This is a genomic window from Agarivorans sp. QJM3NY_33, from assembly GCF_050870865.2.
Taxonomy (GTDB): Bacteria; Pseudomonadota; Gammaproteobacteria; order Enterobacterales; family Celerinatantimonadaceae; genus Agarivorans.
In genome coordinates this window covers 1,553,676-1,566,622 of the sequence record NZ_CP194039.2, presented here as the reverse complement: position 1 = coordinate 1,566,622, position 12,947 = coordinate 1,553,676, and the positions used below count along the sequence as shown (strand labels likewise).

The window sequence follows — 12,947 nt, the reverse complement described above, 5'->3', positions numbered from 1 at the left end:
CTAAATCCTGTCTACTTGCTGGCCAGTTAAGGCCTGTTTAATCGAATCATTCATACGTCTTGCAGCAAAATCTTGGCTAATACTGTCAAGCTGTTTAATTGCCTGTTCTATATTTGCAACATCTTCTTTTTGGGCCACGACTTGTAAGTGCTGCATCGCTACTTGTATTTGCTGTCGTTCATCATCATTCAACAAGCGCTCGCCGCTTTCGCTTAAAGCTGCACTCATATCTTTAATAAAACGAGCCGCTTCCACCTGTTGTTCTCGTAGCATACGCATCGATAAGTCATGTTTGGCATGACTCACAGAGTCTTTGAGCATTTTAACGACTTGTTCGTCTTCCAAGCCATAAGATGGTTTCACCTCCACCGAAGATTGAACCCCGGTCGATTTCTCCATCGCTGTAACGGATAACAGGCCATCGGCATCCACTTGAAAAGTCACCCGAATGTGTGCCGCACCAGCGGCTAAAGGCGGGATCCCTTTTAAGTTAAATTTAGCTAATGAACGGCAATCATCAACTAGTTCACGCTCGCCCTGCACAACATGTACTGCCATCGCAGTTTGGCCATCTTTAAAGGTAGTAAACTCCTGCGCTCGGGCAACCGGAATGGTGGTATTACGCGGAATAATTTTCTCCACTAAGCCCCCCATTGTTTCTATCCCTAAAGATAAAGGCGTTACGTCCAATAACAATAACTCGTCATCTTTTTTATTGCCCACCAAAGTGTCCGCCTGAATCGCAGCACCAATGGCAACGACTTGATCGGGATCGATATTGGTCAGGGGTGTTCTACCAAAGAAATTAGCCACCTCACCCCGTACTTTGGGGACTCGAGTGGAACCACCAACCATCACCACATTGCTGACCTCCTCAAGCTCAACCTCGGCGTCACGTAAGGCACGGCGACAGGCGCGAATGGTGCGTTTCACCAGCTCACTAATTAGATCATCAAATTGCTCACGGCGCAGTATTCCCTGCCAGTTGAGCCCTTCAATCTGCAAACAAACTTCTGCTTCCGACTGATCACTTAAAGTTATTTTTAGTTGATTGGCAATCCGTGATAATTCACGTTGTAGCTGCGCCGATCTAAGCTGAGTAATCCCAGCTTGGCTAGCGATCCATTCGACTAAGGCATCATCAAAATCATCCCCGCCAAGCGCTGAATCGCCTCCAGTCGCCAAGACCTGAAATACCCCTTGCGATAAACGTAAGATAGAAATATCAAAAGTACCGCCACCTAAATCATAGATCGCAATAATGCCTTCATCACCGCTATCCAAACCATAAGCAATTGCGGCGGCGGTGGGTTCATTCAATAAGCGCAGAACATGTAAACCGGCAAGCTGTGCAGCGTCTTTTGTGCCCTGACGCTGGGCATCATCAAAATAGGCTGGAACCGTAATCACCACCCCATCGGGTTCGCCTTGCAGCGATTCTCGTGCGCGTTGCGCCAGCGACTTCAAAATTTCCGCGGAGACTTGCACCGGATCAACCACACCAGCCACCGTTTGTAACTGGGGAGAACTAGACTCGGCAAAGTGATAAGGTAAAGCTTGTTGCTCTACCTCTGCCAAACTTTTACCTAATAAACGCTTAACTGAAGTAATGGTGTTATACGGGTCGGTGACGGCTTGAGCTTTTGCCAACTTACCCACCTCAACGCTACTCGTCAGATACCGCACTACCGAAGGTAATAAAATATCGCCGGCATGGTCGGCTAAAGTCAGCGCTTTACCACTGCGAACAGTTGCAACTAATGAGTTTGTGGTACCTAAGTCAATGCCTACGGCTAACTTATGTTGATGAGGAACAGCCGATTGCCCAGGCTCTGCAATTTGTAGTAATGCCATAGTGACTAATAATCTAGGATCTTTTCTTCGAGTTGTAGCAACTGTTGTTGCAAACGTGCAAAAAACTTAAGTTTACGTACCAGATCGGCCGCCAACTCAAAATTCTGCTCATTGTAGGCTTTTTCAAAGCTCAAGCTCAAGTCACTTCGCTTTTGTTTCAGTAACTTACTTAAATCTTCGATTGCTTTTTCGGGATCACTGACAGTTTCAATTTCAGCTAACTGCTCACGCAGTTCAATCTGACTCATCAAAAACTCAATGTCATTAATGGTTTGTTGCTCACCCGCTATTTCAACGCCCTGCAAACTCAACAAATATTGTGCCCGCAATAAAGGGTCTTTTAAGGTTTGATAAGCATCGTTAATTTGAGTCGCCCGTTGCATTGCAAGGGCTTGCGCTTCAGCGTCATCAACCACAAACTTATCGGGATGAAACTTCTGTTGTAGCTCTCTATAACAAGCAGCTAAACCTTGCAGGTCTAGCTGATTTGAAGGCTTTAGAGAGAACATTTCGAAATAATTCATAGCGTATTCCATTTAAACGCTAAAGCTCTCTCCGCAGCCACACTCTCCGGATATATTGGGATTATTAAATACAAAGCCTTCATTTAAGCCTTCTTTAACAAAATCCAATTCAGTGCCATCAATGTAAAGTAAGCTCTTTTCGTCAACAATCACATTCACGCCATGGCTTTGGAAAACTTTGTCGTCTTCAGCTAACTGGTCAACAAACTCCAAAATGTAAGCCATTCCTGAACATCCTGAGGTTTTCACGCCTAAGCGCACCCCTTTACCGACACCTCGATTACCCAAGAACTGACTCACGTGGCTTGCTGCAGCTTCGGTTAATGATACAGCCATACTGGCTCCTTTATCGATTAAGCGTTTTTCTTTTTATAATCGGCTATCGCCGCTTTGATAGCATCTTCCGCTAAAATAGAACAGTGGATTTTCACTGGCGGTAAGGCTAACTCTTCTGCGATATCAGTATTCTTCAGCGTTTCTGCTTCAGCTAAACTTTTGCCCTTTACCCACTCTGTTACCAATGAGCTTGACGCAATCGCTGAACCACAGCCATAAGTTTTGAAACGCGCGTCTTCAATAATACCACTATCACTCACTTTTAATTGTAGTTTCATCACGTCACCACAAGCAGGTGCCCCAACCATACCCGTACCGATATGATTGTCCTCTTTGTCTTCGAAAGCACCAACATTTCTTGGGTTTTCGTAATGATCGATTACCTTTTCACTATAAGCCATGATATTTCTCCAAATCCGTTAATGATTGTGCTTAGTGGTGTGCCCACTCGACCTGACTCAGGTCTACTCCGTCTTTAAACATGTCCCAAAGTGGAGACATATCGCGGAGACGCCCAATTCCTTCATTAATTACTTTCACTGCATAATCTATTTCTTCTTCGGTCGTGAAACGGCCAAAGGAAAAACGAATCGAGCTGTGGGCTAATTCATCATCAAGGCCTAGCGCTCGAAGTACATAAGAGGGCTCTAAGCTTGCTGAAGTACATGCTGAACCTGAAGATACCGCCAAATCTTTCAAGGCCATAATCAATGATTCGCCTTCTACATACGCAAAACTCACGTTTAAGTTACCAACCACTCGCTGCTCAAAATCACCGTTGATGTAGGTTTCTTCGATATCTTTAATACCAGCCCAGAAACGGTCTCTTAGTGCATGAAGATGTTCTTCATCTTTAGCCATTTCTCGTTTGGCAATCGCAAACGCTTCCCCCATACCGACTATTTGATGAGTTGGTAAGGTGCCTGAGCGCATACCGCGTTCATGACCACCGCCATGCATTTGTGCTTCTAAGCGGATCCGTGGTTTACGTTGAACATACAAGGCACCAATGCCCTTTGGTCCATAAACCTTATGCGCCGAAAAAGACATCATATCCACTGGTAAAGCTTGCAGATTAATGTCAATTTTACCCGCACTTTGGGCCGCATCAACATGGAATAAAATCTTACGAGAACGGCACAACTCACCAATGGCCTGAATGTCTTGAATAACACCGATTTCATTATTAACATGCATGATGCTGACTAATACCGTGTCATCACGCATCGCATCGTTTAACTTCGACAAATCAATAATGCCATTACTTTCTGGTTCTAGATAAGTAAGCTCAAAACCTTCTCGCTCTAGCTGACGACATGTATCTAGCACAGCCTTATGTTCTGTTTTACAGGTAATAACGTGCTTGCCCTTTTTACTATAGAAGTGTGCAGCACCTTTAATGGCAAGGTTATTTGATTCGGTCGCACCAGAGGTAAACACAATCTCACGAGGGTCGGCATTCACCAGTTCGGCGACTTGGTTACGCGCAATATCGACAGCCTCTTCAGCCTGCCAACCAAATCGATGGGAACGAGATGCGGGATTACCGTATACGCCATCGACACTTAGGTACTGCATCATCTTTTCAGCAACTCGAGGATCGACGGGAGTGGTTGCTGAATAATCAAGATAAATTGGCAATTTCATTAAAGTTCTCCATTACAACTCGGCGCAAGCCAAGCCTCATAAACTAATTTGTATGGTATTGGTATCAACATGTTTGGATTGGTCTTGACTAAGCGCCAGATTGGCGATTTGCCGTTCTCGCATTAATCCACCTAAACTGATGTTATCCAGAAAATCGGCGATACGCTCACTCAGATCATTCCAAAGCGAGTGGGTTAAACAGGGTTTCCCCCCTTTACAGTCAGCAGTGCCTAAACAACGAGTCGCATCAATCGACTCATCCACGGCATGGATCACCATCCCAACAGCAATGTCATCGGCATCCATCCCTAAACGATAACCACCGCCAGGACCCCGCACGCTGCTCACTAAACCTTGTTTGCGTAACTTTGAAAAAAGCTGTTCCAAATAAGACAAAGAAATCCCTTGCCTCTCAGAAATATCAGCCAAAGAAACCGGACCATCTTCCATATGCAGAGCAACGTCAAGCATCGCTGTAACAGCATATCGTCCCTTAGACGTTAAGCGCATAATCAACCTATTTATCGCGTGAACTTGCGCACAATCTTTTCATACCCTACTGTTTTAGTCAAGTATAAAACCCTATGCATTACTCAGGTTTATTTTTCAGACTTAGGGATATGTTTATCGAACGAAGTCAAAATGCCACGCATCACATTAAGCTCTTGTTTTTCCATGCGAATACGGTTAAACATTCGACGGACTTTTTCCATTACTTTACCGGGGTGAGGTTTAATAATGAATCCACTGTCGGCGATACTTTGCTCAAAGTGTTGATAAAATCGCTCTAAGTCATCGGCATGCGGGTAGTCCACGACAACATCGCTCGAAGTATAGGTATTTTGTAATTCTAGATGAGCCATTCTTACTTCATAACTGAGTAATTGTACTGCCATCGCCAAATTCAAAGAACTGTATTCGGGATTGGCTGGGACACAAACATGAAAATGGCACTGCTGTAACTCAGTATTATTTAAGCCACTACTTTCTCGACCAAATACAATTGCCACTTGACCTTGCTGTGCTTCTGTTGCCAATTTAACTCCGGCTTCTCGGCCATCGACCATTGGCCAATCTAAAGTCCGAGAACGAGCACTTGCGCCAATGACTAACTGACAATCGGCAACGGCATCCGCTAATTCATCAACGATAGTGGTACCGCCCAGAACATCTGAAGCCCCAGCGGATAAGGCCACCGACTTACCATCAATTTCGGCTTGCGGGGCCACTAAATATAACTGACTGATCCCCATGGTTTTCATAGCTCTAGCTGCAGAACCAATATTACCACTATGGCTGGTGCCTACTAAAACCACTCGAACATTTTCCAACATTATGATTACTTCACCCTAAATTTGATGCCGCCGATTGTAACATAGCCTCTGTGTGAGCAGCCAGTAGCGGCTCAGTTGGAAAAAGTTCACCTACACGGTCTATAATCGATTGAGTTTGTTTCAGTGATTCTCTATAATCCGGCGGTTATTTAATGTTCTTTCTACAAATTGGTGGTAATTCATGCATGCTATGCTAAATATTGCGATTCGCGCTGCGCGAAACGCAGGCAAAGTCGTAACTCAAGCTTACGCACAGTTAGACAAAATAGAAACAACAACTAAAGGTGCTAACGACTACGTTACGAATGTTGATAAAGCGGCCGAAAAAACGATTATCGACACGCTACGTAACGCTTTCCCTGATCATTCGATCATTGCGGAAGAAAGCGGCGTAAGTACAGGCAAGGATGATGAATACCAGTGGGTCATCGACCCATTGGATGGAACCACCAATTTTATCAAAGGAATTCCTCACTTTTCCATTTCTATTGCACTACGTGTCCGCGGTAAAACCGAACACGGCGTCGTATATGATCCCCTGCGAAATGAGTTATTCGCGGCCTCTCGTGGTAAAGGTGCTCAACTGAATGGCTACCGCTTGCGGGTAAACAAAGCAAAAGATCTTGAAAACACCCTCATAGCTACTGGCTTTCCGTTTAAGCGCAAACACTACATTGAAAGTTATCTGCCGATGTTCGCCGCAATTTTCGCCGAATGCAGCGATATTCGCCGCACGGGTTCGGCAGCGCTTGATCTTGCCTATGTGGCTGCTGGCCGCCACGATGGTTTCTTCGAATTAAACCTAAAACCTTGGGACATCGCCGCAGGAGAGTTAATCGCTCGTGAAGCTGGCGCAATAGTGACAGACTTTGTCGGTAATACTGAATTTTACCAAAGCGGTAATGTCGTTTGTGCAAGTCCCAAGGTACTCAAACATATGTTGGCTTGCATTCGTCCTCATTTAACCGATGCAATTAAAGCTTAAACACATATCCGAGCAATAAAAACCAGTTGTTAATCACAACTGGTTTTTTAAATCCTTCAAACCGTTCGACCCACTGCCAAATCGCTTAGCAGCATCAGTAGCACTAAGCTCCTCCTGGTTCTCCGGTGAACTTCACCAATACATCTTCATCGGTCACTATCGCCTGACACGCTAAGCGATACTTTGGTGGCATATCGCTCACAGATGCACGTTCAGCATCTTTTTCAGATAGTTTACCAATACTCTTAAGCCCCTCCCGTTCTTTATCTGTCAACATAGCACCTTTAATATGATCACCATCTAAATGGGTCACTTCCACCAAACATGAGCCACAACGCCCATCTTTACATTCGTGGGGAATTTTCACCCCATGATCTTCCGCTAAACCTAGCAACGCATCACGCTTACCTGCAACCGCCGTTACTTTCTTGTTCTTACGCATCACTGGCGAAGAAAAATACACAGTAGCCATACAACATTCCTTGTAAGTAATTAAAAGACTGCTCATTTGAGTCCAATTAGATGCCCCCAAGCGACCATCGTCACCAGTGATGAGCGGCCCCTTACCGGCTGAGAGTGAAAATATTAGACTCCCTTCCAGATAGAACGCAGCGCGTCATCACGCGATCGACATACTAGATGACACTCATTTACGACCACATCCAGCTCCAATTGCGATTAAGCTAAAACGCTTATCCAGCAGTTCTCAGCCAAGTCATTCAGACACATAAACCAGGTACTCAAATAGCCCTTCGCTCATTGCAAATGCTAAGCCAGTGGCGAATTTCGCGCACAGTTCAGGTGGTGTTTCGTAGAAATATAGAATTTGTATTTAAAACAACATCATAAAAATGCCATCGATAGGATGCGGGTCCCCACCAAAAGGATATTGATTGAGGCTTAATGTGGGACTCGCAAGAGGATTAGCTTCAAACAGACAAAATGCTCTAAAAACGACAATCCAGATGAATATAAATTGGCAATATTAAAGTCTCGATGTCGGTAATAAATGCTAAAGCAGGTATCGGTACAACATTGTAAAAATAAGCCAAGGGAGGCAGCAGTAAAATAAGATAATAACTTGGTTAAGCCTTACCGAAGCGATTTAACCAAGGTTATTTAGCTGAAATGAAGGAAAAGTATTTCGCGCGTCTAATCAGCATCTAAATCAAAACTATCACTACCCATCTCAACACGCTCTAACTGCAGCTCCAAAAAAGCGATACGCTTAACAAACTCGCCCAGCAGTGCATCTTTGATTTCCAGTAGTTCAAGAACGGTCATTGGCTCGCGCCAGTCCGGGTGTTCCACCGCTAACTCAGCTTTCGCATAAGCCTGGTTGGCTTCGCTTTGATCAAAGTAATAATGAGTCTGTTCTGCAACATCAAAGGCATAAATCATGGTCGTCGCAAGCGCTGACATCTTATGACTCCTCTAAGGGATAATTCGCTTCTCGCCAACCGCGGATCCCGCCGTCCATAGAGATGACTTGGGTATACCCCATTTTGACCAAATTATCGGCACTTAAGGCCGAACGAAAACCGCCCCCACAGTAAATAACAATCATACTATCTAACTCGGGAATCACTTGCTCAATATCACGTTCCAAAATCCCTCGCCCCATGTATTGAGCTCCCGGAATGCGGCTTTTCTGCCATTCGTCCTGTTCACGATTATCAATCAAATGAAAAGCCAAACCTTGGTCGAGCCACTGCTTTACCTGATGCACATCACATTCTTTGATACGACGACGACAGTCATCGACCAAAGCTAAAAACCGCGGATTGTGAGCCATTTTTTTCTCCTTAAAAAAAACCCGCCAGCGGCGGGTTTATGTGACTACATGATGGGGTCTTGGTCGGCGCCTTCTTTTTCTTCCAGCTCCTTAGGCATAAAGTCTTCTTTCTTAATTCCTAAGTACAAGGCCAGCGTACTAGCGACGTATATCGACGAGTGGGTACCAATAAACACACCAAATAACAATGCAGTAGCAAAGTTATGAATTAACGAACCGCCCAATACGAACAACGATATTAATACCATAATCGTGGTTAAAGAAGTTACGATGGTCCGATTAAAGGTTTGAGTCAGCGAAACATCAATAATTTCAACTGGATCACCCTTACGCAATTTACGGAAGTTCTCACGGATCCGGTCCGATACCACGATGGTATCGTTCAGTGAGTAACCCACCACGGTTAATAAGGCCGCGATCACGGTTAGGTCAAACTCCAACTGCAAGAAGGAGAACAAACCTAAAGTAGCAATCACATCGTGTCCCAGTGCGAGTACCGCCCCCACAGCCATACGCCATTCAAAGCGCATTGCCACATAGAGCAAAATACAAGCCAGCGCAGCAATAATCGCCAAACCGCCTTGCTCAGCTAACTCTTTTCCAACCGTTGGGCCAACGAACTCAATTCGGCGCATTTGCACCTGAGCATCAACCTGATCGCGCAGCAATCCCATGATACTGTCGCCTAAGTGCTGACTATCTAGACCTTCACGAGGCATCATTCGCAACAACACTTGGGTTTGCGAACCAAAGTACTGTGCCACAATGTCTGGATATCCGTTCTTGCTCATCACATCACGAACTAAGGGTAGATCGGCAGGCTGTTGAAACTCAACTTCAATCAACGTACCACCGGTGAAATCTAGCCCCCAATTGATTTTATTAATGGCTAAACTGGCCACCGATGCCACCATTAACAAAATGGTAAACCAAATAAATGGTTTGCGGTGCGCCATAAAGGGCACCGTGCCTTTGGGCTTAAATAAATAAAACACGTTGTTGCTCCTAGATAGACAGCTTGTCTATTTTCTTACCGCCCCAAATCCAGTTAACCACCACGCGGGTGCCAACAATAGCAGTAAACATTGAAGTCGCAATACCAATAGCAAGTGTCACCGCGAAGCCTTTCACTGCACCCGTACCAATCGCAAACAAAATGATTGCGGTAATGAAGGTGGTAATATTGGCGTCAGAAATGGTTGATAAGGCATTACTGTAGCCATGATGAATCGCTTGCTGAGGACTACGTCCATCGGCTAATTCTTCACGAATACGCTCGAAGATCAATACATTGGCATCCACCGCCATACCTACGGTTAATACAATACCGGCCATACCAGGCAAGGTTAAAGTTGCCCCTGGGATCATCGACATAAAGCCAATAATCATTCCAACGTTCACAATCAATGCAAAGTTCGCAACCAAGCCAAACTTACGATAGTAAAGCGGCATAAACACCAACAAGGATATCAAACCAAAGACAATCGCTAAGAAACCTTTATCGATATTGTCCTGACCAAGGCTTGGCCCAACAGTACGTTCTTCAACAATTTGGATCGGAGCAATCAAGGCGCCTGCTCGCAATAACAAGGCTAGATTTTTAGCTTCTGCTGGTGAGTCAATGCCGGTGATCCGGAAGCTACGTCCCAAACGAGATTGGATAGTTGCAACGTTAATCACTTCTTCCTGACGTTTCAGTATTGACTTACCCTCTTCATCTTTCTTGCCTGTCGGCTTGTACTCGATGAATAACGTTGCCATAGATTGACCCACATTATCTTTAGTAAATGCGGCCATCTTGCTGCCACCTTGACTATCGAGGCTAATATTCACCTGAGGTCGACTGTATTCATCAAAGCCTGACTGTGCGCCAACAATATGATCGCCGGTGAGGATTACTTGGTTTTTTAGCACCACAGGTGAACCATCAACTCGTTTCGCCAATTGCGATCCTGGTGGCACTCGACCGACCATCGCATCACGAACATCAGCGTCTACGTTGACCATTCTGAATTCTAAAGTCGCTGTCGCACCCAAAATTTCTTTCGCGCGAGCAGTATCTTGAACACCAGGTAGCTGCACCACAATCCGATCGGAACCTTGACGTTGAACTTGCGGTTCAGCAACACCTAACTCGTTTACCCGGTTACGGATAATCGTGATGTTTTGCTGCAGCGCATATTCTCGAGTTTCTTTCAACTTCTGCTCGGTCATTTTCGCACTCAAACGAAACTGTTCACCCTCACTAATATCAGAGATTTGATACTCTTTATATTTGCGATTTAAGAAGCTAACGGCTTTATCCAAAGTGGCTTGATCGCGGAAACTAACCACCACAGCCTCACCTTGTGAACGAACCCCAGAATAACGTAATTTTTCGCCGCGAAGATCGGTACGGAAATCTTGAATCATTCCCTCTTGCGCCTTGCTAATGGCCGCTTTCATGTCCACTTCCATCAAAAAGTGCACACCACCACGTAAATCCAGACCGAGTTTAAGCGGTCCTGCACCAATGGCATCTAGCCAACCGGGTGTTGCAGGGGCAAGGTTTAGGGCAACAACATAATCTTCACCAAGCAAATCATGTAATAAACTCTTTACCTTAAGCTGGTCAGCATCGTTGCGCAAACGCACCAAAGCGAGTCCATTTTCAAAGCCAACAGAGCGAAAATCGATGGACTGCTGCGTAAGGTAATTTCGAATCTCATCTAGTTGGGCTAACTCAACTTGAGCGCCCCGAGTGCCTGATACTTGTACGGCAGGATCCTCACCGTATAAGTTTGGCATGGCGTAAAGAAAACCGATGGCGATCAAAACGATCACCATCCAATTCTTCCACCACGGGTATTTGTTTAACAAAATAATATCCCTAGTGACAAATTTGTAACTACAGAGATTTCAACGTGCCTTTTGGCAGAACCGCTGAAACAAAGTCGCGCTTAATGGTGACTGTAGTGTCATCACTTAAGCTCAGTTGCAGATAATCCGCCTCATCAGAAATCTTGATGATTTTACCGACCAAACCACCGGTAGTTAGCACCTCATCACCCTTAGATAAGGAAGACATTAGGTTTTTATGTTCTTTTACACGCTTGGACTGTGGACGATAAATCATGAAATAGAAAATCACCGCAAAGATGACCATCATGAAAATTAATTCCATGCCACCACCAGCTGGTGATATGGCGCCGCCTTCGGCATATGCTGGAGAAATAAATAAGCTCATTGTTACCCTCATTACTAATTAAAAAAACTAAGATACAAAACAACTATCTTATTAAATGGAGACTGACCAAGCAAAAACAAGGCTTTACTGGTCAATCGAGCATTAATCAGCCAAAGGCGGGACTTCTCGACCCAACTTGGCGTAAAACGCGGCTACAAAATCGTCTAACTTACCGTCGGCTATCGCCTCACGTAAACCTTGCATCAAACGTTGGTAGTGACGCAAGTTATGAATGGTATTCAAACGAGCGCCAAGGATTTCATTACACTTATCTAAATGATGCAAGTAGGAACGAGAATAATTTTGACAGGTATAACAATCACACTCTTTATCTAAGGTACTGGTATCGTCACGATGGCGTGCATTACGGATCTTCACCACCCCGTCACTGGTGAATAGATGACCATTGCGCGCATTACGTGTCGGCATAACACAGTCAAACATATCCACGCCACGGCGTACACCTTCCACCAAATCTTCGGGTTTACCAACCCCCATTAAATAACGAGGCTTATCTTCAGGAACCTTAACCGCAACATAATCAAGAATGCGGTGCATATCTTCTTTCGGTTCACCGACAGCTAAGCCGCCAATGGCATAACCGTCAAAACCGATTTGAGTCAAACCTTCCAAAGAAACATCGCGTAGATGCTCATAAACTCCACCCTGAATGATCCCAAACAAAGCATTTTTGTTGCCTAACTCATCATGACGCTGACGTGAACGAGCAGCCCAGCGTAACGACATTAACATCGACTTTTCGGCTTCATCTTCAGTCGCAGGATAAGGTGTACATTCATCAAAAATCATCACGATATCGGAACCTAAATCGTTTTGAATTTCCATAGACGTTTCAGGACTCAAAAAGATCTTTGCACCATTGACCGGGTTTCGAAAATGTACCCCTTCTTCGGTAATTTTTCGAATATCACCCAGACTAAAGACTTGGAAACCGCCGGAATCGGTCAAAATTGGCCCCTGCCAATTCATAAAGTCATGCAAGTCGCCATGCGCGCGCATCACCTCTTGTCCCGGACGCAACCACAAGTGAAAAGTATTGCCTAATAGGATTTCAGCGCCACTTTGTGATACTTCTTCAGGGGTCATACCTTTTACGGTACCATAAGTCCCTACAGGCATGAATGCTGGTGTTTCAACACTCCCCCGTTCAAACACTAAACGGCCACGGCGAGCTTTGCCGTCTTTTGCTAATAGCTGGTATTTCATTACTTGCCTCAAGGTCAGA

General features: G+C 44.9%; 15 protein-coding genes. 1 reads left to right on the top strand and 14 read right to left on the bottom strand.

Going from position 1 to position 12,947, the window contains the following annotated elements; all coding sequences use genetic code 11:
• The 7 genes from hscA to trmJ form a co-directional block, all read right to left on the bottom strand.
• A complete protein-coding gene (hscA, locus tag ACRRSY_RS07045) occupies nucleotides 1-1,854 on the bottom strand; it encodes a Fe-S protein assembly chaperone HscA (RefSeq protein WP_432464671.1) in 1,854 nt (617 codons plus the stop codon).
• A gap of 5 nt (nucleotides 1,855-1,859) precedes the next feature.
• Nucleotides 1,860-2,378: a co-chaperone HscB gene (hscB, locus tag ACRRSY_RS07040; RefSeq protein WP_432453895.1), complete on the bottom strand. Its 519-nt coding sequence runs from the start codon at nucleotides 2,376-2,378 to the stop codon at nucleotides 1,860-1,862.
• Between the two features lie 12 nt (nucleotides 2,379-2,390).
• On the bottom strand, nucleotides 2,391-2,714 hold the full coding sequence (gene iscA, locus ACRRSY_RS07035; RefSeq protein ID WP_432453896.1) for an iron-sulfur cluster assembly protein IscA: 324 nt from the start codon (nucleotides 2,712-2,714) through the stop codon (nucleotides 2,391-2,393).
• 17 nt (nucleotides 2,715-2,731) lie between these two features.
• Complete coding sequence (iscU, locus tag ACRRSY_RS07030; protein ID WP_432453897.1) at nucleotides 2,732-3,115, bottom strand: Fe-S cluster assembly scaffold IscU; 384 nt, start codon at nucleotides 3,113-3,115, stop codon at nucleotides 2,732-2,734.
• Between the two features lie 31 nt (nucleotides 3,116-3,146).
• Complete coding sequence (locus tag ACRRSY_RS07025; RefSeq protein WP_432453898.1) at nucleotides 3,147-4,361, bottom strand: IscS subfamily cysteine desulfurase; 1,215 nt, start codon at nucleotides 4,359-4,361, stop codon at nucleotides 3,147-3,149.
• Between the two features lie 36 nt (nucleotides 4,362-4,397).
• Nucleotides 4,398-4,871 carry a Fe-S cluster assembly transcriptional regulator IscR gene (gene iscR, locus ACRRSY_RS07020; RefSeq protein ID WP_432453899.1) on the bottom strand — a complete coding sequence of 158 codons (474 nt, stop codon included), beginning with the start codon at nucleotides 4,869-4,871 and terminating at the stop codon, nucleotides 4,398-4,400.
• Nucleotides 4,872-4,960: 89 nt separating this feature from the next.
• A complete protein-coding gene (gene trmJ, locus ACRRSY_RS07015; RefSeq protein WP_432458983.1) occupies nucleotides 4,961-5,695 on the bottom strand; it encodes a tRNA (cytosine(32)/uridine(32)-2'-O)-methyltransferase TrmJ in 735 nt (244 codons plus the stop codon).
• Between the two features lie 181 nt (nucleotides 5,696-5,876).
• Between trmJ and suhB the strand changes: the two genes are divergently transcribed.
• Entirely contained in the window at nucleotides 5,877-6,680 is an 804-nt protein-coding gene (gene suhB, locus ACRRSY_RS07010) for an inositol-1-monophosphatase (RefSeq protein WP_432453901.1), read from the top strand.
• Nucleotides 6,681-6,783: 103 nt separating this feature from the next.
• Here the strand turns inward: suhB and ACRRSY_RS07005 are convergent, their stop codons facing one another.
• The 7 genes from ACRRSY_RS07005 to tgt form a co-directional block, all read right to left on the bottom strand.
• Complete coding sequence (locus ACRRSY_RS07005; RefSeq protein ID WP_432453902.1) at nucleotides 6,784-7,152, bottom strand: 2Fe-2S iron-sulfur cluster-binding protein; 369 nt, start codon at nucleotides 7,150-7,152, stop codon at nucleotides 6,784-6,786.
• 680 nt (nucleotides 7,153-7,832) lie between these two features.
• A complete protein-coding gene (locus tag ACRRSY_RS07000; protein WP_432453903.1) occupies nucleotides 7,833-8,102 on the bottom strand; it encodes a hypothetical protein in 270 nt (89 codons plus the stop codon).
• A 1-nt stretch (nucleotide 8,103) separates the two neighbouring features.
• Complete coding sequence (locus tag ACRRSY_RS06995) at nucleotides 8,104-8,475, bottom strand: rhodanese-like domain-containing protein (RefSeq protein ID WP_432453904.1); 372 nt, start codon at nucleotides 8,473-8,475, stop codon at nucleotides 8,104-8,106.
• A 44-nt stretch (nucleotides 8,476-8,519) separates the two neighbouring features.
• Entirely contained in the window at nucleotides 8,520-9,470 is a 951-nt protein-coding gene (secF, locus tag ACRRSY_RS06990; RefSeq protein ID WP_432453905.1) for a protein translocase subunit SecF, read from the bottom strand.
• Between the two features lie 10 nt (nucleotides 9,471-9,480).
• Nucleotides 9,481-11,334 (bottom strand): protein translocase subunit SecD, encoded by a 1,854-nt coding sequence (secD, locus tag ACRRSY_RS06985; RefSeq protein ID WP_432453906.1) that lies wholly within the window; start codon nucleotides 11,332-11,334, stop codon nucleotides 9,481-9,483.
• 28 nt (nucleotides 11,335-11,362) lie between these two features.
• Entirely contained in the window at nucleotides 11,363-11,701 is a 339-nt protein-coding gene (gene yajC, locus ACRRSY_RS06980; protein WP_432453907.1) for a preprotein translocase subunit YajC, read from the bottom strand.
• Nucleotides 11,702-11,803: 102 nt separating this feature from the next.
• Nucleotides 11,804-12,928 (bottom strand): tRNA guanosine(34) transglycosylase Tgt, encoded by a 1,125-nt coding sequence (gene tgt, locus ACRRSY_RS06975; protein WP_432453908.1) that lies wholly within the window; start codon nucleotides 12,926-12,928, stop codon nucleotides 11,804-11,806.
• Nucleotides 12,929-12,947 lie beyond the last annotated feature (19 nt).